Raw genomic sequence first — 23,659 nt, 5'->3', positions numbered from 1 at the left:
AGGCGAAAGGCGAAATGCGGATTTGTTCTGGCGCTAACATATTGAGACCCCAATCGCGCTTCGATAAGAGGAATAGACTGCGAGGAAGGAACCCCAAATGACCAAGACCAAAGTCACCCGCGAGGAAGCGCTGGCATTTCATCTGGAGCCCACGCCGGGCAAATTTGAAATTACCGCTACGGTTCCGATGACCACGCAGCGCGATCTGTCGCTGGCCTATTCCCCGGGTGTGGCCGTACCTTGCGAGGCCATCGCGGAGGATCCTTCGACAGCCTATGATTATACCAACAAGGGCAACCTTGTGGCGGTGATCTCAAACGGCACGGCGGTCTTGGGCCTTGGCAACCTTGGCGCGCTGGGCTCAAAGCCGGTGATGGAAGGCAAAGCGGTTCTGTTTAAACGCTTTGCGGATGTGAATTCGATCGACATCGAGCTGGACACAGAGGACCCCGAAGAGTTCATCAATGCGGTCAAACTGATGGGGCCGACCTTTGGGGGCATTAACCTAGAAGATATCAAGGCACCAGAATGTTTCATCATTGAGCAGCGGCTCAAGGAAGAAATGGACATTCCGGTGTTTCATGACGATCAGCACGGCACGGCTGTGATTTGCGCCGCCGGTTTGATCAATGCGCTGCGCATTTCCGGCAAGAAGATCGAGGATGTGAAAATCGTTCTGAACGGGGCCGGGGCCGCGGGGATTGCTTGTATTGAATTGCTGAAATCCATGGGCGCGCAGCATGACAATTGCATCGTCTGTGACACCAAAGGCGTGATTTACCAGGGTCGCACCGAGGGTATGAACCAGTGGAAATCTGCGCATGCGGTCAAAACCGACCTGCGCACTCTGGAAGAGGCCATGAAAGGCGCTGATGTGTTTCTGGGCGTGTCGGCCAAGGGCGCTGTGACGCCGGAGATGGTCGAAAACATGGCGCAAGATCCGCTGATTTTCGCGATGGCCAACCCCGATCCGGAAATCACCCCGGAAGAGGCGCAGTCGGTGCGCCCGGACGCGATCGTTGGCACGGGGCGGTCTGATTATGCCAACCAGGTCAACAATGTGCTGGCCTTCCCCTATCTCTTTCGCGGCGCGCTCGACATCCATGCGCGGGCCATCAATGACGAAATGAAAATTGCCTGCGCCGAAGCGCTGGCAAAACTCGCGCGCGAGGATGTGCCAGATGAGGTCGCAATGGCCTATGGGCGCAAGCTGGCCTTTGGGCGGGATTACATCATTCCGACGCCTTTTGACCCGCGCCTGATCCATTTGATCCCAACTGCGGTGGCGCGCGCGGGCATGGACACCGGCGTTGCGCGTCGACCGATCATCGACATGGACGGCTATGAAGTCAGCCTGAAGGCCCGCATGGACCCAACCGCCAGCATTCTGCGCAGCATGAACGCCCGTGCGCGCAATGCGCAGGCGCGGATGATCTTTGCCGAGGGCGACGATCCGCGCGTCTTGCGCGCTGCCGTGGCCTATCAGCGCAATGGCCTTGGCAAGGCGCTGGTGGTTGGCCGCGAGGCGGACGTTGCGGCCAAGCTGGAAGCCGCCGGGCTGGAGGACGCGATTGAAGAGATCGAAGTGGTCAATGCCGCCAACACCATGCATCTGCGCACCTACAAAGATTTTCTCTACAAGCGGCTGCAACGGCGCGGCTTTGACAAGGCGGATGTGCACCGGCTGGCCTCGCGCGACCGGCATGTCTTTGCCTCGCTGATGCTGGCCCATGGTCATGGCGATGGGCTTGTCACCGGCGCCACGCGCAAATCGGCCCATGTACTGGAGCATATCAACCACGTCTTTGACGCGGATGCTGCGGCCGGGGCGGTGGGTGTGACCGCGATCTTGCACAAGGGGCGCATTGTATTGATTTCCGACACATTGGTGCATGAATGGCCCGATGAAACCGATCTGGCCAATATCGCCGAGGCCTGCGCCCGCGTGGCGCGGGATATGGGGATGGAGCCTCGGGTGGCTTTTGTCAGCTTTTCAACCTTTGGCTATCCTGTGTCAGAACGTGCCGAAAAGATGCATCTCGCGCCCAAGGTGCTGGACAAGCGCGGCGTCGATTTTGAATACGAAGGCGAAATGACCGTGGATGTGGCGCTAAATCCCAACGCGCAGGCGGCCTACCCATTCCAGCGCCTCACCGGACCAGCCAATATTCTGGTTGTGCCCGCGCGCCATTCGGCCAGCATTTCGACCAAACTCATGCAGGAAATGGCTGGGGCCACCGTGATTGGCCCGATCCTGACCGGGGTGAGCGAGTCGATCCAGATCTGCTCGACCAACTCGCGGGCCAGCGATATTCTCAACATGGCGATCTTGGCGGCTTGCAAGGTGGGCTGACCACAGCAATGATGATCTGTGCGGCGACGGAATCGCCGCCTGGGTTGGGTGAGTAACGGCCATGGCCATTTACAATTTGGGTTCGATCAACGCGGATCTGTTTTATCAGGTGCCGACATTACCGGGGCCGGGGGAAACACTGGCCGCGCGCAGCATGCATCGCGGTCTGGGCGGCAAAGGGGCCAATATGTCGGTCGCCGCCGCGCGCGCAGCGGCGCTGGTGTCGCATATCGGTGCCGTGGGTCGCGATGGCACCTGGGCGAAACAGCGGCTTTTGGAATATGGCGTGGATACGCGCCATATCGCCGTGCTCGAAGATGCCCCAACAGGTCATGCGGTGATCAATGTCGATGATGCCGGGGAAAACGCCATTGTGCTGCTGCCCGGTGCCAACCATGAGATCACCGAAAACGCCATTGGGACCGCACTCAGCGAAAGCGCGCGTGGCGATACGCTATTGATCCAGAACGAAACCAACAATCAACGGTATGCCGCGCAGATGGGGCGTGACCTGGCGATGTATGTCGCCTATGCGGCCGCACCTTTTGATGCGGCTGCGGTGCAGGATGTGCTGCCACTGCTTGATTTTCTGATCCTGAACGAAGTTGAGGCGCAGCAATTGACCGACGCCACGGGGCAACCCCCGCAGGCACTGCCGGTGGCTGATATTGTCATCACGCTCGGGGGCAATGGCTGTCGCTGGATCAACACTATCAAGCGCACGCAGCGCGATTTTCCGGCCCATCAGGTTGACGTGGTGGACACCACCGGGGCGGGGGATACCTTTACGGGCTATCTGCTGGCCGCGCGAGATCGCGGATTGCCGATGGAGCAGGCGATTGCGCTGGCTATGCGCGCGGGCGCGCTGATGGTGATGCGCAAGGGCACGGCAGACGTGATCCCTGACCTAAAAGAGGTACAGAACGCGCGGTTTTGACGGCGCGCTCTGGGTCATCATTACCGGCGATTGTTAGTGCACAAATGGTGCGGCCTTGCCCCAAAGCTGTTGGACACGCTGATCACGGCCGCAGGCTTCGCGGTATTTCTTGTAAGCTTCGGATTGTTTTTTGGGGCCAAAGCGGGTCAGCACCAATTTCGTGCCTTTGTAGTAATCTTGGTGATAACCCTCGGCCTTGTAGAAAGTTGACGCCGGCAGAACCGGGGTGACAACCTTGCGCCCCAGGGCCGTCATCGCGCTGGCCTTGGCCGCATCCGCCGCTGCTTTCTGTGCGGTGTCTTTGTAGAAAACTGCGGTGCGATAGCTGTCGCCACGGTCACAGAACTGACCGCCTGCATCGGTCGGATCAACCGAGCGGAAGAACATATGCAGCAGTTGATCGCGGCTGACCGTGCTGTTGTCAAACGTGATCTCAACCGCCTCGTAATGGCCCGTGCCGCCGTTGGTGACTTGCTTGTAAGTCGGGTTGGCGCTGCTGCCGCCGGTATATCCAGAGACAACCGATTTCACGCCTTTGACGCTTTCAAAGTCGCTTTCCACGCACCAGAAACAGCCGCCTGCGACCACGAGTTTTTCGGTGCCTGCCTGAACTTGGCCACAGCCAAGGGCTGCGCCCACGGCGATCAGCCCGCCCAAAACCAACATTTTCAAATTGACCATTTGATCCATCAAGAACCCTCCGATTTGCCCACAGATTGCATGACGGGTGTCACTGGCTCAAGTCACAGGGGCGTCAGATCACTGGTTGGTGAAAACCCGTGAAGCCAAAAGAAAAGGCCCGCGCAATGGCGGGCCTCGTCGTCAAATGTCGGCGACTTTACTTACCGGCAACACGCTTGTTGCGCATCGCGATCAGTTTCAGGCGCAGCGCGTTCAGCTGGATAAAGCCGGCGGCGTCGGTTTGATCATAGGCACCCATATCTTCTTCGAAGGTCACGTGCTCTTCGGAATAAAGCGAATGATCGGACCACCGACCAACGGTGCGCACGTGACCTTTGTAAAGCTTCACGCGCACGGTGCCGGTGACGTGCTCTTGGCTGGCGTCGATGGCGGCTTGCAGCATTTCACGTTCGGGCGAATACCAGTAGCCGTTGTAGATCAGCTCTGCATATTTCGGCATCAGCTCATCTTTCAGGTGCATTGCGCCGCGATCCATGGTGATGGATTCAATGCCGCGGTGGGCCTCAAGCAGGATGGTGCCGCCGGGGGTTTCGTAAATGCCGCGGGATTTCATGCCGACATAGCGCCCTTCGACAAGATCAAGGCGGCCAACGCCGTGCTTGCGGCCATATTCGTTCAACTCGGTCAGAACGGTCGCAGGGCTCATCGCGACGCCATTGATGCTGACCGCATCGCCTTTTTCAAAGCCGATTTCGATGTACTCAGGCGTGTCTGGGGCGTCTTCGGGATGAACGGTGCGCTGATAGACGTAATCTGGCGCGTCCTCTGCCGGATCTTCCAGAACTTTACCTTCGGAGGAGGTGTGCAGCAGGTTCGCATCCACTGAGAACGGCGCTTCGCCGCGTTTGTCTTTGGAAATTGGAATCTGGTGCTTTTCAGCAAATTCGATCAGCTTGGTGCGGCTGCCCAGATCCCATTCGCGCCACGGCGCGATCACGGTGATATCAGGGTTCAGCGCATAGGCGGCCAGTTCAAAGCGGACCTGATCGTTGCCTTTGCCAGTTGCGCCATGTGACACAGCATCGGCACCCGTCGCTTCGGCGATTTCAATCAGGCGCTTGGAAATCAGCGGGCGCGCAATCGAGGTGCCGAGCAAGTAAAGACCTTCGTAAACCGCATTGGCGCGGAACATCGGGAACACAAAATCACGCACGAACTCTTCGCGCAGATCTTCGATGTGAATATTTTCTGGTTTGATGCCCAGCATTTCAGCTTTCTTGCGGGCAGGCTCCAGTTCTTCGCCTTGGCCGAGGTCTGCGGTGAAAGTAACCACTTCGCAGCCGTATTCGGTTTGCAGCCATTTCAGGATGATTGAGGTATCAAGGCCACCGGAATAGGCCAGAACAACTTTCTTGGGCGCGGACATCAGAATTTTCCTTCAGCTAGGCAACGCAGGGCCGATAACGCCTTTTGCGCGCTGGGGCAAGATGTCTCTGAGCCCAGATGCCCGCTGACGGCATGAAACAAATAAAAACGCCGCCCAGAGTGGGGCGGCGCAGGGTTCTTAGGGGTTTGCGGCATTATTGAACAACGATCGTCTCATCTTGAATGACCTCGGCACCGTCTGCGCTTTCTTCCGATTCCGGTTCTGGTAGGCCAAGCAGGCGATGCAATTCCGCCAGCGCCTCTGGCGACAGGTCACGTCCATCAGTGGCATTGGCCAGCGCTTCCTCTGGTGTGAGGCCAAGCTCGTCAATCTCGGTCTGTAGCGCGGCGATCTCTTCCTCCAGACCGGCGGTTTCGCTTTCAAATCCGGCGGCTGCATCGCGTTCTGCGTTCAGATCAGCCAGTGTCTGGGTGAGTGCGTCGTAGGCCGCTTTGTCCGCCTCCGGGTCAAGCGCCGCGCGCTCTGTTTCCGCAGCGAGAATGGCGGCATTAATGTCCTCGGTGGTGCGGCCGTCGTACCCGTCAAGCAGCACTTGCAAGGCGTCCTGTTTCAGCAGCAATTCTTCTTCCAGCGTCGTGCGCTCGGCTTCATTGTTCACAGCGAGCTGATAGGCAGCTACTTTGCCGACCATGCTGTTTGGGTTGGCATTGGCCAGGGCCTGTGGGCTTGCATGGGCCGCGTTCAACCCCTTGAGCTCGCTTGCCAGTGCGCCACGATTAGGCGCGCCGTCTACTTTTGCGACCTTGGGTTCGGATGTTGCTGGTTTTTTTGTCGTGGGCTGGGTGCTGACTTTAGCGGTTTTGGGGGCTGGGGCTTTTTCTTTTTTCTTGAAGAGGCCAAACAAACCGCCGCCATTGCCTTTGTTGCCAGAGGCACTGTTGCCGTTGCCACCAGATTTATTGGAATTGCCGTTGGACTTATCCTTGCCGCCACCGCCGTTCCCATTGCCGCCGCCGTTGCCATTGCCGCCGCCATTATCGCCCTTGTCCTCATTTTTGGCGTAAGCGAAATCTGCGCTTAGCATCAACGTGCCCGCGGAAATGGCGGTGACACTCATTGCGGAAATGGTCAGTGCGGCGATGGTCTTTTTTGCGGAGTTCATGTTCTGCATCCCTCTTTCATTCAAGTGTTATGTTATTGTCTGCGGTGTTACGCAGGCGAATACTGGGCGAAATATGGGCTAAAACATGGCCACGTCATCAAAGTCAGCTTGCGGTGGGGCCCATTCGGCGGCAAACCACCTATATGAGTGATTTCCGCACAAAATCCCGCCGAGCCGAAGCCGCAATGCGTGAGGTGTTTGAAGCAACGCCCTTGCAATTGAACGCACATCTGTCGCAGCGGTTCCAAGCTGAGATCTACCTGAAGCGCGAAGACCTGACCCCGGTGCGCAGTTACAAATTGCGCGGGGCGTTTAACGCGATGCGCAAGGTTCTGGCAGCAGAGCCAGCGCGCAGCCTTTTTGTCTGCGCCAGCGCGGGAAACCACGCACAGGGTGTGGCCTATATGTGCAAACACTTCGGGGTCAAAGGTGTGATCTTCATGCCGGTGACGACGCCGCAGCAGAAGATTTTCAAGACCAAAGTCTTTGGCGGCGACGCGATCGAAGTACGTCTGGTGGGTGACTATTTTGATGACACGCTCGCAGCGTCACAAGCATTCTGCACCGAAGCGGGCGGCACGTTTTTGTCGCCGTTTGACGATGAGGATGTCATCGAGGGGCAAGCCTCGGTTGCGGCAGAGATAGAAACGCAACTCGGCCGGACGCCCGACCATATCATCCTGCCCGTGGGCGGTGGCGGGCTGGCCTCAGGGGTGCGCAGCTTTTTTGGCGATGCGGTGCAAAATACATTGGTGGAACCCGCGGGCGGCACCAGCCTTAAGGCCGCGCTTGCAGCCGGACAGCCGGTGAAATTGCCGAAGGTGGATGGTTTTGTTGACGGCGCTGCTGTGGCGCAGATCGGCAGCAAAACCTTTCAACGCCTTGCCGATATCGCACCTGCGGATGTGATCGCCGCGCCCGAAGACCGCATTTGCGCCACCATGCTTGAGATGTTGAATGTCGAAGGCATCGTGCTGGAACCAGCGGGTGCGCTGGCTGTTGACGCCCTGGTGGATGTGGCAGCGCAGATCAAAGGCAAAACGGTGGTCTGCGTGACCTCTGGGGGCAACTTTGATTTTGAGCGCCTACCAGAGGTAAAGGAACGCGCGCTGCGGTATTCGGGGGTGAAGAAATATTTCATCCTGCGTCTGCCCCAACGTCCCGGTGCGTTGAAAGATTTTTTGAATATTCTGGGCCCTGAGGATGACATCGCGCGGTTTGAATATCTCAAGAAATCCGCCCGCAATTTTGGCTCTGTCCTGATCGGGATTGAAACCTCAAAGCCTGAAAATTTTGCCCTGCTGTTTGAGCGCATCGCTGCCGCGGGGATGGGGTTTCAGGACATCACGAATGATGAGGCTTTGGCACAGTTTCTGATCTAAGCATTGGCGCGCTGCCATGCTGGCCTACCTCTGCCAAAAACGCATCGCGTGACTCCCGATAACAGGTCATGAGCGTGGCCTGATCAATCGGCCGCCCGGCCTGGACGTCCAGTTCCGCCACCTGAGAGGCGCGCGCCAATTCTTGAAATCCCAGGTTAGCGGCGCAGCTGGTGATAAAATGCAGCGTGCTGGCGGGGTCCGGCCCCTCAGTGAGGCCCGCGACAGCGGCATCGACCTCTTCCCAGAAGATCGAAATGATTTCACCTATTCTGCGCGGCCCGACCTCTGCAGCCAGATCCTCAAAGCGTGTCCAATCGATCATCGTGCCTCCGGCAGCGACGATATCTTTTTCAGGTTAACAAGAGATTGGCGCGGCTCTTCACCGCTCCTTAAGCACCGGTTGCATAGGCTAGGGGATGCCAGCAGGGGTGGGGCAGAGGAAGACGACGACGTGAAAGCGCAGGAAATATCATCGGAAACCAGCACGTCAACCGGGGTGATCGAACTGGTTTTGCTGGTCGATAACAGCCGATTGCAACGCCGCATTCTGCGGGCATCGTTGGAGCGTGATGGATATGAGGTGGTTGAGGCCTCATCCGGCCCCGAAGCGCTGGAATTCTGCCGCCAGCGCGCGCCCGATTTGGTGCTGTCAGCCTGGCGGATGCCAGATATGGAAGGCGATGCCTTTTGTCATGCCTTGCGCGACGTGCTTGGCGCACATTACGCCTATTTCATTCTGCTGACCGCAAAGAGCGAAAAAGAAGAGGTCATGCGCGGGCTGGAAGTCGGCGCCGATGATTTTCTGGTCACGCCGGTAAATGCCCAGGAAATGCGGGCGCGTATATCGGCGGGCGAACGTATTTTGCGCATGCAGCGCGAGTTGACCGAAAAGAACCGGGTGATCACCGAAACCCTGTCTGAACTGCAGCGGATCCATGACCACCTTGATCGGGACCTGCTGGCCGCCAAGGAACTGCAGCAATCTCTGGTGCGTGATCGCAGCCTCAGGTTTGCGCATAGCGGCGTCACCATGCTGTTGCGGCCGAGTGGGCATGTCGGTGGCGATATGGTTGGCCATTACCATATTGATGAGGACCGGATTGGCCTCTTTGCCATTGATGTTTCTGGACATGGGGTCAGCTCTGCGCTGATGACGGCGCGGGTGGTCAGCCACCTTTCGAGCGTGATCCCGGGGCAAAACCTTGCGTTGAAGGAACAAGCCGATGGCAGTTTCGCGCCACTCCCCCCCGCCGAGGTGCTGGCAAAACTCAATAAGCTTTTTGTCGCGACCGGCGGTACGGATCATTATTTTACCATGATGCTGGCGCAGGCCAATATTGTGACGGGCCATGTTATCCTGGCCCAGGCCGGTCATCCGCACCCTTTGATACAGCGACGCAGCGGCCAGATCGAACAAGAAGGCCCAGGGGGCTTTCCCGTGGGTCTGATTGCGGATGCGCATTATGATCAGTTTGAATTGCAGCTGAATGCCGGGGACAGGCTGCTGATTTTGTCGGACGGCGTCACCGAAGCCGAAGGCGAACAAGGCAATCTGCTGGGCGAGGAGGGGCTGTCGAGCATGGCGGCACAGCTGTCAGATCAGGCAGGCCCGGAATTTCTGGAGGCTCTGATGTGGCAATTGCAGGAATTTCGCGGTGGGCAGAAATTCTCGGATGATATCTCTGCCGTGTTATTGGAGTTTCATCATCCCTAGCGCCACCCCAAGCGCCTGCGCGGCAAAGACCCGATCCCCGGTATTGGCAAGACGCGCCAAAGCGATCTCTGCCGGCATCCAGATCGCGCGATGCCCGGCCTCGGTCGGGGGGCCCAGGCATATGGTCGGGCGGGCCAGATAGATCGTGCAGATCTTTTCCGCCCATTTTTCGTATTCTGGCATGTAGATGAACCGCCGATAGGCCCCCAGACGGCGCGGGGTGGCCATACGCCAGCCGGTTTCTTCCAGAACTTCGCGGTGCAGGGCCGGGACGGGCGATTCGCCCGGATCAATCCCGCCGCCGGGCAACTGGATTTCAGGCGCAAACCCGACCGCAGATCTGTCCTCTTCCGTCACCAGCATCTCAGCGCCGCGCAACAGCACCACATAAGCACCGGGCCGTGGCCCATAGGTCTGATCGGGACGGGGTGGGGTTCCAAATCGGCGGATCATCAGGTAGGGGCCCTTTTTGTTCGGCTTGCTGCGCCTATATAGTCGCGGTATGCCAAGACGAGGCCTTTAAGGAAACCCCATGACTACCGGAACTCAAATTGCCTGGGACGACACGATCCTGCCATTTCAGCTGGATAAATCGGATATTCGCGGCCGGGTCGCGCGTTTGGATGGTGTCCTTGATGGCATCCTGAAGCAACATGATTATCCCGCCACGGTCGAAGCGCTGGTGGCGGAAATGGCGCTGCTGACCGCGCTGATCGGCCAGACCATCAGCCTGCGTTGGAAACTGTCGCTTCAGGTGCAGACCGACGGTCCGGTGCGCATGATTGCGACCGATTACTTTGGCCCAACTGATACTGGGGAGCCCGCGCGTATCCGTGCCTATGCCTCCTTTGATAAAGAGCGCCTGACAGATGCCAGCCCCTTTGAGCAGCTGGGCAAAGGGTATTTTGCTGTGCTGATCGATCAGGGCAAGGGTACGACCCCCTATCAGGGTATTGCCCCGCTGACGGGCGGCTCTCTTAGCGCAAGCGCCGAAGGGTATTTTGCGCAATCCGAACAGCTGCCCACGCGCTTTGCCCTGAAGTTTGGGAAATCGATTGAGGTTGGCACCGCAGAACATTGGCGTGCGGGCGGCGTGATGCTGCAACATATGCCCAAAGCCTCGCCCTCCGTCACCGGCGAAGGGGGCAGCGGCGAGACCGGCCTGCTCATGGCCTCTGACCTTTTAAATGATGACGAAGAAGACAACTGGAACCGCGCCAACATCCTGCTCGACACGGTTGAAGAGCTGGAGTTGATCGGCCCATCCTTGCCGCCGACCGACCTTTTGGTGCGCCTTTTCCACGAAGAAGCGCCGCGCGTGTATGATGCGCAGCCGCTGCGGTTCGGCTGTACCTGCAGCGAAGACCGTGTGCGCCAAAGCCTGTCGATCTACTCGGCCAAAGACATTGAGCATATGACCAATGACGATGGCCGTGTGACAGCGGATTGCCAATTCTGCGGTGCGCATTACGATCTGGATCCGAAGACAGTTGGTTTTCAGGCGGAGAAACCCACCGAATGACAGATCAGATGACGGCACTGCAAAACGCGATCGATCGCGCGCGGGTGGCGTCCTCTGATTTTGATCTGACCCCTGCGGTCACTCTACCTGCTGGACGCAAACTGCGCCCGGCGGGCGTCTTGGTGCCTGTTCAGATCATTGACGGCACCGCGCAGGTGATCCTGACGAAGCGCAGCTCGCACCTCAAACATCATCCGGGCCAGATCGCCTTTCCCGGTGGCAAGCAGGATGAGGGGGATACTGACGTGACGGCGGCGGCCCTGCGCGAGGCGCAGGAAGAAATCGGCCTTCCACCTGATCATGTGCGCATTCTTGGCCAACTGCCCTGTCATGAAACCGTGACCGGGTTTGTTGTCACGCCCACGGTCGGGCTGATCCAGACGCCGTTTGCCATGCGCCCCGAGCCCGGCGAGGTCGAAGAAGTCTTTTGCGTGCCGCTTGCCCATGTCACCGACAGGGCGCGGTTTTCGATTGAGGGGCGCTATTGGCGCGGCCAGATGCGGCGCTATTACACCGTGCCCTTCGGCCCCTATTACATTTGGGGGGCGACCGCCCGTATGCTGTTTAATCTGGCGGAGCATTTGGCACCATGAAAGTTGTAGGCCCATGGCTGACACGTGCCGCCACCCAAACAGCTTGCGCCATGTTGACAGAGGCGGGGTATCAGGCGCTTCTGGTGGGGGGATGTGTGCGCAATGCGCTGCTCGGGGCGCCGGTATCTGACATCGACATTGCCACCGATGCGCGCCCAGATGTGGTTTTGAAACTGGCCAAAGCGGCCGGGCTGCGTGCCATACCGACGGGAATTGATCATGGCACGGTCACTGTGGTGATCGACAACATCCCGCATGAAATCACGACTTTTCGCAAAGATGTCGAAACTGACGGGCGCCGTGCGGTGGTGGCCTTTGCGACGGACGTCGCAGAGGATGCGCGCCGCCGCGATTTCACTATGAACGCGCTTTACGCGCAGGCGGATGGCACCGTGGTCGACCCGCTGGGCGGGCTGGCGGATCTCAGGGCACGGCGATTGCGGTTCATTGATGATGCCGAAGACCGCATTCGCGAGGATTACCTGCGCATTCTGCGCTATTTCCGGTTTCATGCCTGGTATGGCGACCCTAGCGCCGGAATGGACCCGGAGGCATTGGCGGCAATTGCGGCACATTCAGCTGGATTAGAGACGCTTTCTAAGGAGCGCATTGGCGCAGAATTGCTGAAGCTGCTTGCTGCGGCTGATCCCGCTCCAGCACTGGCCACCATGCGCCAAACGGGTGTTTTGCCGGTGATCCTGCCAGGGTCTGATGATAAGTCCCTTGCTTCGCTGGTGCATCTAGAGGCGATAAGCGGCCTGCCTTCGGATGCGCTCACCCGGCTTGCGGCGCTGGGCGGGATGGGTGCGGCTGAGGATCTGCGCCTGTCCAAAAAACAGACGGCCAAACTGGAGGAGCTGCGCGGTGCCGCCACCGGGCTGCGACCCGCATCAGAGCTTGGCTACCGGATTGGCGCAGCTGCCGCGCAGCAGGCGCTGTTACTGCGCGCTGCGTTGCTGGAAACACCTCTGCATGCGGGGTTTCAGCAAGACGCTGTGCGCGGCGCAGATGCACATTTCCCGGTTGCCGCAGCCGATCTGATGCCCCGGTTTCAGGGCGCGGCGCTGGGCCAGGAGCTGCGCAGATTGGAACAGCAATGGATCGCATCCGACTTTCGCCTGAGCGCGGATGATCTGCTGAAATAAGCACGGATTGCAAAAACATTGACAGAAGGCAGCCCTTCGGCCACGCTTTGGCCATGCATGAAGGAGTGCACTTAATGGATCGGCAAGACATTCTCATCTGACCCTGCGTCTTATTGTTGGCAAGACCACCCCCGTTCGTTGCCGCGAGATCCATAAGCCATGCGCATTTTTCTGTTCTGAGTGATCCTTTCATGCTGTTCAAATTCTTTGAAACCCGTGTTGACCCCTATTGTGACTATCCGGAAACGGATCGGCCGCCGCAGAAGCTTTGGCCCTTCATGCGGGGGTATTCTGAGCCCTTCAAATCCGTGTTTTGGGCCGCGGCGATCATGTCCGTTGTGGTCGCGGTGATCGAGATTGGGCTGATCTTTTACATGGGACGTCTTGTCGATCTGCTCAGCGGTGATCCGGCAACCGTTTGGCAGGCCCATCGCACAGAGCTGATCCTCGCGGCGGTGTTTGTGGTGCTGTTGCGACCGATTGTTCAGGCGCTGGATGTGCTAATCCTGAACAATAGCATTGTGCCAAATTTCGGCACGTTGATCCGCTGGCGGGCGCATAAACATGTGCTGCGCCAGTCGGTGGGCTGGTTTGAAAACGACTTTGCCGGGCGCATTGCCAACCGGATCATGCAGACCCCGCCCGCCGCGGGGGAGGCCGTGTTTCACGTATTCGATGCCTTGACGTTTGCCTTGGCTTATCTGATCGGCGCGGGCTGGTTGCTGGCGCAGGCGGACCCGCGCTTGCTGCTGCCGTTGGCAATTTGGTCGCTGATGTTTGCGGCTTTGGTGCGCTGGACGGTGCGGCGCGTTGGCCCGGCCTCCAAAGCGTCTTCGGACGCGCGCTCCGAGGTGACGGGGCGGGTGGTGGACGCCTATACCAATATCCATTCGGTCAAACTCTTTGCGCAGGATTCGGATGAGCTGGCCTATGCCAAAGAAGGGATTGAGCGCACGCGCCGCACGTTGCAGCGCGAAATGCGCATCTACACGGTCATGGATGTGGCGCTGGTGGCGTTGAATGGGCTGCTGATTCTCGGCGTGGTCGGCTGGGGCATTGCGCTGTGGATGCAGGGCAGCGCAACCGTTGGGATTGTCGCGGCCGCCACCGCGCTGACGCTGCGTTTGAATGCCATGACCAGCTGGATCATGTGGGCGCTGACCACGTTTTTCCGCGAGCTTGGGGTTGTGGCCGAAGGCATGGAAACCATCGCGCAGCCGATTGATTTGCTGGATGCGCCTGATGCCGCGCCGCTGGACCTGTCCGCGGGCCAGATCGACGTGCGCGGCCTGAGCCATCATTATGGGCGCAAATCCGGCGGGCTGGATGACGTGACCCTGACCGTTCAGCCCGGTGAAAAAATTGGCTTGGTGGGGCGGTCTGGCGCGGGAAAATCCACCCTAATCAAGCTGCTTTTGCGGTTTTATGACTCTGAAAAAGGCGAAATTCTGTTTGACGGCCAAGAGGTGAAAGCCGTGACGCAAGACAGCCTGCGCGCCCAGATTGGTATGGTGCAGCAGGACAGCGCGCTGCTGCATCGTTCGGTGCGCGACAATATTTGCTATGGCCGCCGCGATGTCACCGAAGCGGCGATGATCAGCGCCGCCAAACGGGCAGAGGCGCATGACTTCATCCTTGATCTGCAAGACCCCGAAGGGCGTAAGGGCTATGACGCCCATGTCGGCGAGCGCGGTGTGAAATTGTCCGGCGGGCAGCGGCAGCGCATTACGCTGGCACGGGTGATCCTGAAAGACGCACCGATCCTGTTGCTGGATGAGGCGACATCGGCCCTGGACAGCGAAGTCGAAGCCGCCATTCAAGAGACGCTTTATGGCATGATGCAGGGCAAAACCGTGATTGCGATTGCCCACCGCCTGTCGACCATCGCGCAGATGGATCGCATTCTAGTGATGGACGCAGGCCGGATTGTCGAAGAGGGCAGCCACCGCGATCTGCTGACGCGCGGCGGGCTATACGCCACGTTTTGGGAGCGTCAATCCGGTGGATTTCTGCAAGCGGATGCCGCGGAATAGGCGCGGGGGGCTTCCCTTGCATGGCCGCGCAGGCTAAGCCGCGCGTATGACAGAACATCAGATCCTACGATTGGGGCATCATGGCGATGGTATCGCCGCGGGGCCGGTTTATGCACCGCGCAGCCTACCAGGCGAGGTCGTCAGCGGTGATCTTGAGGGGGACATGCTCACCAATGTTCGGATCATCACGCCCTCTGAGAACCGGGTAAAGCCGCCCTGTCGCCATTACAAAAGCTGCGGCGGCTGTAGCCTTCAGCATGCCAGTGATGCCTTTGTGGCCGATTGGAAGATTGACGTCGTGCGCCAGGCCTTGCAGGCGCAGGGGATCGCGGCGCCGATGCGCGCGATCGAAACCTCGCCCGCGCAAAGCCGGCGGCGCGCCGTGATTTCGGCCCGTCGCACGAAAAAGGGCGCGATGGCCGGGTTTCACCAACGCGCGAGCGACGTCATTGTCGAAATCCCCGACTGTCAATTGCTTGATCCCGCGCTGATACCCGCCCTGAAGGTGGCCGAGGTGCTGGCGCAGATCGGCGCATCACGCAAAGCCACGCTGAGTGTCACGGCGACGCTCTCGCCCGAAGGGTTGGATATTGCGGCCACGGGCGGCCACGCGCTTGACGGACCCCTTGAAGCCGCGCTGGGGCAAGAAGCCCAAAAACTGGGCCTGGCGCGATTGGCCTGGAATGGCGAGGTAATCGCCACCGTGGCACCGCCATATCAACAATTTGGCCCGGCCAAGGTCACGCCGCCCGCCGGGGCATTTTTGCAAGCGACCCCGCAGGGCGAATCGGCATTGCTGTCGGCGGTCGCCGAGATTGTCGCAGGCGCGCGGTCGATCATTGATCTCTTTGCTGGCTGTGGCACGTTTTCTCTGCCGCTTGCGAGCGAGGCAGAGGTGCATGCGATTGAGGGCGACAAACAGATGATGGCGGCGCTTGATGCTGGCTGGCGCAAGGCGCCGGGCCTCAAGAAAGTGACGACCGAGCCGCGCGATCTATTTCGAAACCCGGTAATCGCCTCAGATCTGAAATATGAGGCTGTGGTGATTGACCCGCCGCGCGCCGGGGCCGAAGCGCAGTGCCGCGAATTGGCACGTTCAGATGTGCCGCTGGTTGCCTTTGTGTCCTGCAATCCCGTCACGTTTGCACGCGATGCCGCGATCCTGTTGGCAGGGGGCTATCAGCTTGACTGGGTGCAGGTGGTCGATCAGTTCCGCTGGTCGAGCCATATCGAGGTGGTTGGCAAGTTTTCGCGCGCCAAGAGCTAATGTTCCCAGTGCGCTTGCAAGGCGCTGGGCGAATGCGCCTGCACATGGTATTTTACCTCTGAGCAGTCAAAGAGAAAAAAATGCGATTAATCGTTCTGATGTTGGTCGCCGTACTGGGCCTGTCGGCCTGCGGCGATCCGAAATTCCCGAAATACAATGGGCCCGAGGTCACGCGCATCCTGATCTTTAAGGAAGATCGCAAGATGTATCTGATGCACGGCGATGTCGCGCTCCGGCAATATGACGTGGGTCTGGGCTTTGCGCCGCAGGGGCACAAACAGCGCGAAGGCGACGGGCGCACGCCCGAGGGCGAATACACGATTGATCGCCGCAACCCGAATAGCCAGTTTTACCTGTCGATTGGCATTTCCTATCCCAACCAGGCTGACACGGACTATGCCGCGCGCAACGGGTTCAGCCCCGGGGGTGATATTTTCATCCACGGTCGCCCGACGAAATACCGCAACGCAGGTGTGGATTGGACCGCAGGCTGCATCGCGATTACCAATGAGGAAATGCGCGAAGTTTACAGCATGGTGCGCGACGGCACGCCGATCTCGATCTACAAATAGCGGTTATTGCAGCTCTGAAAACAGATCATCGGTGGCCGTGACGGCGGGACGCCCCATTACAAGCGTCCACCAGATCTTGCCATTGCTTTCCTGATACCAGGCAAATCCCATGTCGCGCGCCGTCGGGTCCATAATGACATCGCGCTGGCCGGGTTGTTCCATCCATGCGCCCAGGGTCTCAAGCTCGGTCTCGTAGGTTTCCGAAATCGTTTCGCCCACCAGCTGCCCTGTGTAACCAGCGCGTGCCACTCGGTCGATCGGGGACGAACCGTCGGAGCCGAAATGCCATGGGCGGTTCTGGATCGACATGTCGCGCGAATGGGTGGCGGCAGCGGCGACCAGGTTCTTGTCCAACTCGACCTGCGCCAGCCCAGAGGCGCCGCGCAGCGCATTCACCGAATCAAGCATGCGGAACTGGATTTTTGACGTATCTGCCGCCCGAATCCGATACAGCCGGGGAAGGGGTTTACCGTCAGCACCAATCGGCGGGTTCGAAACCGTCGATGTACAGGCCGCGACCGTCATTAGCATCACCATCAAAGCAGCAATAATGCGCATTTTCTGGTCCTTCCCTCGTTCATTTTGTTCATTCACACCCAAATAGCGCTTGCCGTTGTGCGATAAAAGCCCACATCTCTGTGAGATCGGCCAAATGACGCTGGTTTGATTTGCGACTGAGGCTTTGACGCCATAAATTATGCGCAACACCGCGTATCCGCGAGGACAGAGGCAAAGACCATGAGTGATAAGTTAAAGACCCAACTAGGGCGCCGTGCCTTTTTGGCAACCGGCGCTGCGTTTGTAAGCGCGCCTGCCCTGGCGCAGGACGTGAATGATTCCTCAACCACAGAGGTTGAGCGTGACCTGACAGAATCCGTGCGCCGCAACACGTCTAGTTTCCGCACGATGCGTTGGGAGCCCTATTTTGATAATCTGACCAACGGGGCGATTCTGGTGGATATCACCAGCCGGGCGCTGCATTACTGGTCTGACGATGGTCAAACCTATAAACTTTACCCGTCCTCAGTGCCATTGACCGAAGATTTGACCCGGCGCGGCCGCACCAGCGTGATCCGCAAGGTCGAAGGCCCCAGCTGGCGTCCAACGCCCGCGATGCGCAAACGCAACCCTGAATGGCCTGAATTTGTCGGGCCGGGTCCTGATAACCCATTGGGAACACACGCACTTTACCTGAGCTGGACGTATTACCGTATTCACGGCACCCACGACACGCGCAAAATTGGGCGCCGTTCTTCCAACGGTTGTGTCGGACTCTACAATGAACACATCGCGGAGCTGTTCAACTTGGCGAAGGTTGGCACACAAGTGTTGCTAATTTGACGACAAAAGGGCGTTGACGCCTATGTGATCACGCGATTGGGTTTGCAAATCTACCCCAATGCTGTTTACACCTTAACTACGAGGTAAGTCTTGGGTGCTTGACGTCGCAATGTCTTGTGATGCAAGCGAATTTCTTGGAGGTTACTATGAAAAAACTCGTTCTTGCAGCTGCTCTGACCGCCGCTGCTTCCACCGCTTTCGCTGGTTCCATGGCGGACCCAGTCATCGAAGCACCAGTTGTTATGGAAGAAGCAGCGTCTTCTTCTTCTAACTTCATCGTTCCTCTGCTGCTGATCGCTGTTGTTGCAGCGGCTGTTGCAGACTAAGAACACCTGAAGTGGAAGGTTGCCTTCCACGGTAGGAAAAAAGAAGGGTGCCGCGTTTGCGGCACCCTTTTTTGTTTGGCTCTTACGGATGACAAATGACCGCGGCGCAGGCGCGTCAGTCGATCCAGCCTTTCAGGTTTTCCGCCGCCACGTCGATCAGCGCATGAATATGCGCATCCGCGTCGTTGAGGCAGGGGATATAGGTGAAGCTTTCGCCACCCGCGTGCTCAAAGCTTTCTTTGATTTCTTCGTTGATCTCTTCGAGCGTTTCGATGCAATCGGCTGAAAACGCCGGGGCAATCACAGCGATATTCTTTTTGCCACTGTCCGCAAGTCGTGCCACTTCTTCGACGGTGTAGGGTTGCAGCCAGTCTTCCGGGCCGAATTTGGATTGGAAGGTCGTCACCAGATCCGTATCCGTCCAGCCCAGCCGTTCTTTCAGCAGCCGCGTCGTTTTCTGGCACTGGCAGTGATAGGGATCGCCCTGCATCAGATAGCGCGTTGGCATGCCATGATAGCTGACGACCAGAATATCCGGCCTCTTTTCCAGCTCGCCATAGCCACGTTCCACCGATTGGGCCAGCGCCTCAATATAGGCGGGGTGGTCAAAATAAGGCGTGATCGTCCGGGCGGCGGGTTGCCAGGTTTCGTGCATCAGCGCGCGAAAGAATTGATCATTTGCGGTGGCCGACGTGGCCCCGGCGTACTGCGGATAAAGCGGAAAGAACAGAATGCGTTCGCAGCCTGCGGCGACCATTGCGCGCACCTTGGATTTGGTCGATGGGTTGCCATAGCGCATACAGAAATCGACCATCACAGTATCGCCAAATCGCGCTTTGGCGGCTTCGGCAAATTTCGCGGTCTGCGCCTTGGTGATGGTCATCAGAGGGCTTTCGCCCTTATCGTGGTTCCAAATCGACTGATAAGCTTTACCCGAACTGAAGGGTCGCTTGCTGAGGATGATCAATTGCAGCAGCGGCTGCCACTTCCAAGCTGGGTAATCGATCACGCGCTTGTCGGACAGGAATTCATTCAGATAGCGGCGCATCGGCCAATAGGAATAATCATCCGGCGTGCCCAGATTTGCGAGCAGAATGCCCGTCTTGCCGCGCGCGATCTTGGGGTGATCCGTCGGGGCATGTGCGGGGGTTGCGGCATCCGGCATGGGCACTCCTGAAATTTGATTTCTACTGAGATAGCGTTTCCGACTTCGCGGTCAATTGGCATTCCCCGAAAGGTGGCATTTTTCCTGTCATTCAGGCAGTTTGGTTTCAGCCGTGCCAAGCGCATCTGCTAAGCGCTGCGCGGCTGAACCGGGGCGCAGCGGTTTTGGCTGGCTGTCATCAGGGGCCCACCCCGCAAGGAAAATCATCTCAAATGTTGCGGTGATACGGCCATCTTTTGCAAAGGTCTCAGCATAGAGGTTGCAGGCGCGCATCAGCACATCGCGACGCCAGAACCGGCGGTGGCGCGCGGCCAAAGCATTGCCTTCCCCCATCGCGCGCAGATCGCGCATCAGATGCAGCGCGCTGTCATAGTGCACCGTCAGCGGCACACTGTCGGCGACCGGCAGCGCCAGACCGGCCCGTTGCAACAAGGCCCCCAGATCTCGGATTTCGCCCATCGGCAGCACGCGCGGCGCGAGGCCGCCAGTGATTTCGCTTTCGGCCTGCGCGAGCGCGGCACGCAGCTCATGCAGGGTCTGCCCGCCGAAACTGACAGCCATCAGCAGCCCGTCATTTTGCAAGGCGTGCCGACATTGGATCAGTTGCCCGACCGGGTCATTGGCCCAATGCAGGCACAGCGCATGGATCACCAGATCATGCGCACCGGGGGTGAGATCAAGCACCTCGCGGTCGTCAACGATGTGTGCCTGTGGAAATCGGTCCTGCCAGACGTCGGGAAAGGCAGTGACAATAGCGATGGATGTAAAATCCCTCTTAACCAGTGACAGCCGATCCTGCACATCATCCGCCGCAGCATGCTGCAGGAACAGTCCGTTTGCGCGGTCGGCGCGGCCGCGCTGGCGGAGAAGGGCGTCGCGATCAGTCAGGAGGGGTGTATTTTGCATGGCGCGGACCATAGGCGCATGCGGCAGCAAGTTCAAACAGCGATCCGCATCATTTACCCCCCGCGCTGTGTCAGCTGTGGCGACCGCGTCGCGGGCGACTTTGCGCTCTGCGGACCCTGCTGGCGCGAGACGCCGTTTATCGGCGATTCCGTGTGTGATTTATGTGGTGCGCCCCAGCTCTCCAGCGCACCTGCAGAAGCGCTGATCTGTGATGCGTGTCAGGCCATGCCGCGCCCGTGGAGACAGGGGCGGGCGGCGCTTCTTTATCAGGGAAACGCGCGGCGCTTGATCCTCGCGCTCAAACACGGGGATCGCACCGAGCTGGCGCGCCCGATGTCCCGTTGGCTGTTTGAGGCAGCGCAGCCGCTGTTCCGGCCTGATCTGATCGTGGCCCCGGTGCCGCTCCATTGGCGGCGCCTGCTCAAACGACGTTACAATCAATCGGCGTTGCTTGCGGCGGGGCTGGCCAAAATGATGCACGTCGAACTTTGCCCGGATCTTCTGCAGCGCACCAAGGCGACACCGTCGCTCGAAGGGATTTCCCGCGAGGCCCGTTTTCAGACGCTCCGCGATGTCATTCAGGTGCATCCGCGCCATGTGGACCGGATCAAGAATCGCTCTATCCTTTTGATTGACGATGTTATGACAACCGGCGCGACACTGGATGCGGCCAGCCGCGCGTGCAAGATGTCACAGGCCAATGACGTTTGCGTCATTGCTCTGGCGCGTGTGGTAAAGCATATCTAAGTCAAGGCCGAACACGCGAACTTAGGGACCGACCCATGCCGAACGTTGAAGTTTACACCCGCCCGCTTTGTGGGTTTTGCGCAGCCGCCAAAAGCCTGCTGACCAAAAAAGATGTCGCTTTTGTCGAGATTGATTGCTGGAAACACCCCGACCGCAAAGAAGAGATGATCCAGCGCAGCAATGGCGGCCGTACATTCCCGCAGATTTTCATTGATGGCGAACATATTGGTGGCTGTGATGATTTGATGGCGCTGGAACGTGCCGGCAAACTTGATGGTTTGCTTGCCGCATGATGAAAGCCGCGCTGCTGCAGATCACCTCGTCTGATGACCCGGCGGAGAACCTTGAGGTGGTTCGCGCCATGGTGGGCGAGGCCGCTGCAGCAGGCGCAGGTTATGTGCTGACTCCTGAAGTCACAAATTGCCTGTCCGGCAGCCGCACGCATCAGCGCGAGATCCTTGTGCGCGAGGCCGAAGATATCGTTCTGGCGGGGCTGCGGGCGGCGGCCAAAGCGCATGGCGTCTGGCTGACCATCGGCTCGCTTGCCCTGCGGACGGATGATGCAGATGGGCGGTTTGCCAATCGGCAATTCCTGATTGACCCCCAAGGGCAGATTGCCGCGCGCTATGATAAGATCCACATGTTTGATGTGACGGTGTCTGAGGGCGAAACTTACCGCGAATCCGCCGCGTATCGCCCCGGCACAGCCGCTGTGCTGGCCAAGACGCCATTTGCGACGCTGGGGCTGACGATTTGCTATGACCTGAGATTTCCGGCGCTACACCGCCGTTTGGCGCAATCGGGGGCCGATGTGCTTGTGGCGCCAGCCGCCTTCACCCATGTGACGGGAAAGGCGCATTGGCATGCCTTGTTGCAAGCGCGGGCCATTGAAACCGGATGCTGGGTATTGGCGCCGGCACAGACAGGCACCCATAAGGCGCGCCGCGGGCCAAACCGCAAAACATTTGGGCATTCGCTGGCCATTACGCCTTGGGGCGAGATTGTTGGTGAGCTTGGGGAAGAGCCCGGCATACTATACGTTGATATTGACCTGAAAAAAGTGGCACAAGCGCGTGAGCGTATCCCGTCCCTCACCCATGACCAAGAGTTTGATGGCCCAGACATCCAATGAATCCAATGCGCTGGCAATTTCGCTTTTCAGCGAAATTCTGATGGCCGACCAGCTGGCACGGAGCCGTCTGTCCAAGGCGCTGCCCAAGGGGATGGAACTGTCGCATTTTTCGGTTCTCAATCATCTTGCCCATAGTGCGAGCGAACGTAGCCCGGCGCAATTGGCGCGGTCTTTTCATGTGACGCGCGGCGCGATGACCAATACGCTCGGCAAGCTTGAAACCGCGGGCTACGTGCATATTCGCCCAGATTGGGATGACGCGCGGCGCAAGATGGTGGCCATCAGCCCAGCGGGCCTGCAAGCGCGCGACGCCGCGCTGGCCAGTATCGCGCCGATCATTTCCGAGGTGGTCGCAGAGATCGGAGAGAGCCGCGTGCGCGCCGCGCTGCCCATCTTGCGCGAAATGCGCATCAAACTGGAAACAACAGGGTGAAACGCAAGGCGGGGATGAACCTTGCCGCTGTGATCGTGGCGATCATCTTTATGCTGGTTTATTCTGTGCCCAGCATTCGATCGGCCATGGCGGTTGATGATTGTACCGCCACCGGCGGGCGATACGATCATCAACGTGCAACCTGCAATTAGTTGGCCTTGGTGCTGGTGGTCACATAGTTCACACTCAAGTCGCGGTCGGAAATCGACCAGCGCCAGCTCAGCGGGTTAAACACAAACCCCTTGCGATCGACTGGCGTCAGACCGGCCTTGGCAAGCATATCAAACAACTCGTCCGGGGTGATGAATTTGTGCCATTCATGGGTGCCCTTTGGCAGCCAGCGCATGATCCATTCCGCTCCGATAATGGCCGCCCCAAAGCTTTTGGCCGTGCGGTTGAGCGTTGAGCAGATCATCATGCCACCCGGTTTCACCAGCTGCTGGCAGGCGGTCAGAAACCCCTGCGGGTCTGCGACATGTTCCACCACTTCCATGTTCAGCACGACATCAAATTGTTCGCCCGCCTCGGCCAGCGCCTCCGCAGTCGTATGGCGATAATCAATCGTCAGCCCGCTTTGTTCGGCATGGACCTGCGCCACCGGGATATTGCCAGCCGCAGCATCGGCGCCAACCACCGTGGCCCCCAGACGCGCCATGGGTTCACTCAGCAATCCGCCGCCACAGCCAATGTCGAGCAGTGTCAGACCGGCGAAAGGCTGATCTGACGTTAGGTCGCGATTAAATTCCGCTGCGATCTGCTGTGTGATATAGTCCAAGCGGCAGGGGTTGAGCATATGCAGCGGCTTGAATTTGCCGGTCGGGTCCCACCACTCGGCAGCCATGGCCTGAAACTTCGCGACCTCAGCCGGATCGACGGTATTCAACGTGGGTTGCATTCTGG

Annotated in this window: 26 protein-coding genes; 17 read left to right on the top strand and 9 right to left on the bottom strand. The window is 58.8% G+C overall.

The genetic code is table 11. From position 1 onward, the window contains the following. Positions 1–97: 97 nt before the first annotated feature. Both N6L24_RS05495 and N6L24_RS05490 read left to right on the top strand, forming a co-directional pair. Complete coding sequence (locus N6L24_RS05495) at positions 98–2,353, top strand: NADP-dependent malic enzyme (protein ID WP_271843657.1); 2,256 nt, start codon at positions 98–100, stop codon at positions 2,351–2,353. A gap of 61 nt (positions 2,354–2,414) precedes the next feature. Then, positions 2,415–3,290 (top strand): ribokinase, encoded by an 876-nt coding sequence (locus tag N6L24_RS05490; protein WP_271843656.1) that lies wholly within the window; start codon positions 2,415–2,417, stop codon positions 3,288–3,290. Positions 3,291–3,323: 33 nt separating this feature from the next. Here N6L24_RS05490 and msrA read toward each other — a convergent pair whose 3' ends face one another. From msrA to N6L24_RS05475, 3 genes are all read right to left on the bottom strand, one after another. Continuing rightward, complete coding sequence (gene msrA / locus N6L24_RS05485) at positions 3,324–3,980, bottom strand: peptide-methionine (S)-S-oxide reductase MsrA (RefSeq protein ID WP_271843655.1); 657 nt, start codon at positions 3,978–3,980, stop codon at positions 3,324–3,326. 148 nt (positions 3,981–4,128) lie between these two features. After that, positions 4,129–5,358: an argininosuccinate synthase gene (locus N6L24_RS05480; RefSeq protein WP_271843654.1), complete on the bottom strand. Its 1,230-nt coding sequence runs from the start codon at positions 5,356–5,358 to the stop codon at positions 4,129–4,131. Between the two features lie 154 nt (positions 5,359–5,512). After that, positions 5,513–6,481, bottom strand: a complete 969-nt coding sequence (locus N6L24_RS05475; protein ID WP_271843653.1) for a hypothetical protein — start codon at positions 6,479–6,481, stop codon at positions 5,513–5,515. A 143-nt stretch (positions 6,482–6,624) separates the two neighbouring features. On the opposite strand from N6L24_RS05475, the gene ilvA reads away from it, so the two are divergent. Continuing rightward, a complete protein-coding gene (gene ilvA / locus N6L24_RS05470) occupies positions 6,625–7,863 on the top strand; it encodes a threonine ammonia-lyase IlvA (RefSeq protein WP_271843652.1) in 1,239 nt (412 codons plus the stop codon). Here ilvA and N6L24_RS05465 read toward each other — a convergent pair. After that, entirely contained in the window at positions 7,826–8,185 is a 360-nt protein-coding gene (locus N6L24_RS05465; protein ID WP_271843651.1) for an Hpt domain-containing protein, read from the bottom strand. The two genes, ilvA and N6L24_RS05465, sit on opposite strands and share 38 nt — an antisense overlap. Before the next feature lie 129 nt (positions 8,186–8,314). Between N6L24_RS05465 and N6L24_RS05460 the strand changes: the two genes are divergently transcribed. Next, positions 8,315–9,577 (top strand): PP2C family protein-serine/threonine phosphatase, encoded by a 1,263-nt coding sequence (locus N6L24_RS05460; RefSeq protein WP_271843650.1) that lies wholly within the window; start codon positions 8,315–8,317, stop codon positions 9,575–9,577. Here the strand turns inward: N6L24_RS05460 and N6L24_RS05455 are convergent. Beyond that, entirely contained in the window at positions 9,554–10,030 is a 477-nt protein-coding gene (locus tag N6L24_RS05455) for an NUDIX hydrolase (protein WP_271843649.1), read from the bottom strand. The two genes, N6L24_RS05460 and N6L24_RS05455, sit on opposite strands and share 24 nt — an antisense overlap. A gap of 79 nt (positions 10,031–10,109) precedes the next feature. On the opposite strand from N6L24_RS05455, the gene hslO reads away from it, so the two are divergent. From hslO to N6L24_RS05425, 6 genes are all read left to right on the top strand, one after another. Next, positions 10,110–11,099 (top strand): Hsp33 family molecular chaperone HslO, encoded by a 990-nt coding sequence (hslO, locus tag N6L24_RS05450; protein ID WP_271843648.1) that lies wholly within the window; start codon positions 10,110–10,112, stop codon positions 11,097–11,099. Further along, the gene (locus tag N6L24_RS05445; RefSeq protein ID WP_271843647.1) at positions 11,096–11,692 is read left to right on the top strand and encodes a CoA pyrophosphatase; all 597 of its coding nucleotides are present in this window, start codon (positions 11,096–11,098) and stop codon (positions 11,690–11,692) included. The genes hslO and N6L24_RS05445 overlap by 4 nt, the downstream gene beginning before the upstream one ends. After that, the gene (locus N6L24_RS05440) at positions 11,689–12,837 is read left to right on the top strand and encodes a CCA tRNA nucleotidyltransferase (RefSeq protein WP_271843646.1); all 1,149 of its coding nucleotides are present in this window, start codon (positions 11,689–11,691) and stop codon (positions 12,835–12,837) included. Before N6L24_RS05445 ends, N6L24_RS05440 begins: the two co-directional genes overlap by 4 nt. Before the next feature lie 194 nt (positions 12,838–13,031). Then, positions 13,032–14,870, top strand: a complete 1,839-nt coding sequence (locus N6L24_RS05435; RefSeq protein ID WP_271843968.1) for an ABC transporter ATP-binding protein — start codon at positions 13,032–13,034, stop codon at positions 14,868–14,870. Positions 14,871–14,916: 46 nt separating this feature from the next. Next, on the top strand, positions 14,917–16,137 hold the full coding sequence (locus tag N6L24_RS05430; protein ID WP_271843645.1) for a class I SAM-dependent RNA methyltransferase: 1,221 nt from the start codon (positions 14,917–14,919) through the stop codon (positions 16,135–16,137). 80 nt (positions 16,138–16,217) lie between these two features. Continuing rightward, a complete protein-coding gene (locus N6L24_RS05425) occupies positions 16,218–16,709 on the top strand; it encodes a L,D-transpeptidase family protein (protein WP_271843644.1) in 492 nt (163 codons plus the stop codon). A 3-nt stretch (positions 16,710–16,712) separates the two neighbouring features. On the opposite strand, the gene N6L24_RS05420 is transcribed toward N6L24_RS05425, so the two are convergent. Next, positions 16,713–17,267 carry a CAP domain-containing protein gene (locus tag N6L24_RS05420; RefSeq protein WP_271843643.1) on the bottom strand — a complete coding sequence of 185 codons (555 nt, stop codon included), beginning with the start codon at positions 17,265–17,267 and terminating at the stop codon, positions 16,713–16,715. A gap of 180 nt (positions 17,268–17,447) precedes the next feature. On the opposite strand from N6L24_RS05420, the gene N6L24_RS05415 reads away from it, so the two are divergent. Together N6L24_RS05415 and N6L24_RS05410 are read left to right on the top strand one after the other, a co-directional pair. Further along, on the top strand, positions 17,448–18,050 hold the full coding sequence (locus N6L24_RS05415) for a L,D-transpeptidase (protein WP_271843642.1): 603 nt from the start codon (positions 17,448–17,450) through the stop codon (positions 18,048–18,050). 146 nt (positions 18,051–18,196) lie between these two features. Further along, on the top strand, positions 18,197–18,376 hold the full coding sequence (locus N6L24_RS05410; RefSeq protein WP_271843641.1) for a hypothetical protein: 180 nt from the start codon (positions 18,197–18,199) through the stop codon (positions 18,374–18,376). A gap of 115 nt (positions 18,377–18,491) precedes the next feature. Here the strand turns inward: N6L24_RS05410 and hemH are convergent, their stop codons facing one another. Then, positions 18,492–19,541: a ferrochelatase gene (hemH, locus tag N6L24_RS05405; protein ID WP_271843640.1), complete on the bottom strand. Its 1,050-nt coding sequence runs from the start codon at positions 19,539–19,541 to the stop codon at positions 18,492–18,494. Positions 19,542–19,628: 87 nt separating this feature from the next. Continuing rightward, the gene (locus N6L24_RS05400; RefSeq protein WP_271843639.1) at positions 19,629–20,447 is read right to left on the bottom strand and encodes an SAM-dependent methyltransferase; all 819 of its coding nucleotides are present in this window, start codon (positions 20,445–20,447) and stop codon (positions 19,629–19,631) included. Between the two features lie 18 nt (positions 20,448–20,465). Here N6L24_RS05400 and N6L24_RS05395 point away from each other — a divergent pair, with 18 nt between their 5' ends. From N6L24_RS05395 to N6L24_RS05375, 5 genes are read left to right on the top strand one after another with little or no spacing between them, the layout of a single operon-like run. Beyond that, positions 20,466–21,194 (top strand): ComF family protein, encoded by a 729-nt coding sequence (locus N6L24_RS05395; RefSeq protein WP_271843638.1) that lies wholly within the window; start codon positions 20,466–20,468, stop codon positions 21,192–21,194. A gap of 35 nt (positions 21,195–21,229) precedes the next feature. After that, positions 21,230–21,487: a glutaredoxin 3 gene (gene grxC / locus N6L24_RS05390; RefSeq protein ID WP_271843637.1), complete on the top strand. Its 258-nt coding sequence runs from the start codon at positions 21,230–21,232 to the stop codon at positions 21,485–21,487. Continuing rightward, positions 21,487–22,326, top strand: coding sequence for a carbon-nitrogen hydrolase family protein (locus N6L24_RS05385; RefSeq protein WP_271843967.1), 840 nt, complete (start codon positions 21,487–21,489; stop codon positions 22,324–22,326). The genes grxC and N6L24_RS05385 overlap by 1 nt, the downstream gene beginning before the upstream one ends. Further along, positions 22,307–22,759 carry a MarR family winged helix-turn-helix transcriptional regulator gene (locus N6L24_RS05380; RefSeq protein WP_271843636.1) on the top strand — a complete coding sequence of 151 codons (453 nt, stop codon included), beginning with the start codon at positions 22,307–22,309 and terminating at the stop codon, positions 22,757–22,759. Before N6L24_RS05385 ends, N6L24_RS05380 begins: the two co-directional genes overlap by 20 nt. After that, positions 22,756–22,911, top strand: coding sequence for a hypothetical protein (locus N6L24_RS05375; protein ID WP_271843635.1), 156 nt, complete (start codon positions 22,756–22,758; stop codon positions 22,909–22,911). Before N6L24_RS05380 ends, N6L24_RS05375 begins: the two co-directional genes overlap by 4 nt. On the opposite strand, the gene ubiG is transcribed toward N6L24_RS05375, so the two are convergent. Continuing rightward, positions 22,908–23,654, bottom strand: coding sequence for a bifunctional 2-polyprenyl-6-hydroxyphenol methylase/3-demethylubiquinol 3-O-methyltransferase UbiG (gene ubiG / locus N6L24_RS05370; protein WP_271843634.1), 747 nt, complete (start codon positions 23,652–23,654; stop codon positions 22,908–22,910). The genes N6L24_RS05375 and ubiG overlap by 4 nt on opposite strands. Positions 23,655–23,659: the final 5 nt, after the last annotated feature.

The sequence above is a fragment of the Cognatishimia sp. SS12 genome (genome assembly GCF_028369055.1).
Taxonomy (GTDB): domain Bacteria; phylum Pseudomonadota; class Alphaproteobacteria; order Rhodobacterales; family Rhodobacteraceae; genus Cognatishimia.
The sequence above is the reverse complement of the archived record's forward strand: the minus strand, read 5'-3'. Positions and strand labels throughout refer to the sequence as shown.

What these genes read in the sequence shown, in the direction of transcription:
- N6L24_RS05495 (WP_271843657.1), top strand. Translation starts at nt 98, where the DNA reads ATGACCAAGACCAAAGTCACCCGCGAGGAAGCGCTGGCATTTCATCTG.
- N6L24_RS05490 (WP_271843656.1), top strand. Translation starts at nt 2,415, where the DNA reads ATGGCCATTTACAATTTGGGTTCGATCAACGCGGATCTGTTTTATCAG.
- msrA (WP_271843655.1), bottom strand. Translation starts at nt 3,980, where the DNA reads ATGGATCAAATGGTCAATTTGAAAATGTTGGTTTTGGGCGGGCTGATC.
- N6L24_RS05480 (WP_271843654.1), bottom strand. Translation starts at nt 5,358, where the DNA reads ATGTCCGCGCCCAAGAAAGTTGTTCTGGCCTATTCCGGTGGCCTTGAT.
- N6L24_RS05475 (WP_271843653.1), bottom strand. Translation starts at nt 6,481, where the DNA reads ATGAACTCCGCAAAAAAGACCATCGCCGCACTGACCATTTCCGCAATG.
- ilvA (WP_271843652.1), top strand. Translation starts at nt 6,625, where the DNA reads ATGAGTGATTTCCGCACAAAATCCCGCCGAGCCGAAGCCGCAATGCGT.
- N6L24_RS05465 (WP_271843651.1), bottom strand. Translation starts at nt 8,185, where the DNA reads ATGATCGATTGGACACGCTTTGAGGATCTGGCTGCAGAGGTCGGGCCG.
- N6L24_RS05455 (WP_271843649.1), bottom strand. Translation starts at nt 10,030, where the DNA reads ATGATCCGCCGATTTGGAACCCCACCCCGTCCCGATCAGACCTATGGG.
- hslO (WP_271843648.1), top strand. Translation starts at nt 10,110, where the DNA reads ATGACTACCGGAACTCAAATTGCCTGGGACGACACGATCCTGCCATTT.
- N6L24_RS05445 (WP_271843647.1), top strand. Translation starts at nt 11,096, where the DNA reads ATGACAGATCAGATGACGGCACTGCAAAACGCGATCGATCGCGCGCGG.
- N6L24_RS05440 (WP_271843646.1), top strand. Translation starts at nt 11,689, where the DNA reads ATGAAAGTTGTAGGCCCATGGCTGACACGTGCCGCCACCCAAACAGCT.
- N6L24_RS05430 (WP_271843645.1), top strand. Translation starts at nt 14,917, where the DNA reads ATGACAGAACATCAGATCCTACGATTGGGGCATCATGGCGATGGTATC.
- N6L24_RS05425 (WP_271843644.1), top strand. Translation starts at nt 16,218, where the DNA reads ATGCGATTAATCGTTCTGATGTTGGTCGCCGTACTGGGCCTGTCGGCC.
- N6L24_RS05420 (WP_271843643.1), bottom strand. Translation starts at nt 17,267, where the DNA reads ATGCGCATTATTGCTGCTTTGATGGTGATGCTAATGACGGTCGCGGCC.
- N6L24_RS05415 (WP_271843642.1), top strand. Translation starts at nt 17,448, where the DNA reads ATGAGTGATAAGTTAAAGACCCAACTAGGGCGCCGTGCCTTTTTGGCA.
- N6L24_RS05410 (WP_271843641.1), top strand. Translation starts at nt 18,197, where the DNA reads ATGAAAAAACTCGTTCTTGCAGCTGCTCTGACCGCCGCTGCTTCCACC.
- hemH (WP_271843640.1), bottom strand. Translation starts at nt 19,541, where the DNA reads ATGCCGGATGCCGCAACCCCCGCACATGCCCCGACGGATCACCCCAAG.
- N6L24_RS05400 (WP_271843639.1), bottom strand. Translation starts at nt 20,447, where the DNA reads ATGCAAAATACACCCCTCCTGACTGATCGCGACGCCCTTCTCCGCCAG.
- N6L24_RS05395 (WP_271843638.1), top strand. Translation starts at nt 20,466, where the DNA reads ATGCGGCAGCAAGTTCAAACAGCGATCCGCATCATTTACCCCCCGCGC.
- grxC (WP_271843637.1), top strand. Translation starts at nt 21,230, where the DNA reads ATGCCGAACGTTGAAGTTTACACCCGCCCGCTTTGTGGGTTTTGCGCA.
- N6L24_RS05385 (WP_271843967.1), top strand. Translation starts at nt 21,487, where the DNA reads ATGAAAGCCGCGCTGCTGCAGATCACCTCGTCTGATGACCCGGCGGAG.
- N6L24_RS05380 (WP_271843636.1), top strand. Translation starts at nt 22,307, where the DNA reads ATGGCCCAGACATCCAATGAATCCAATGCGCTGGCAATTTCGCTTTTC.
- ubiG (WP_271843634.1), bottom strand. Translation starts at nt 23,654, where the DNA reads ATGCAACCCACGTTGAATACCGTCGATCCGGCTGAGGTCGCGAAGTTT.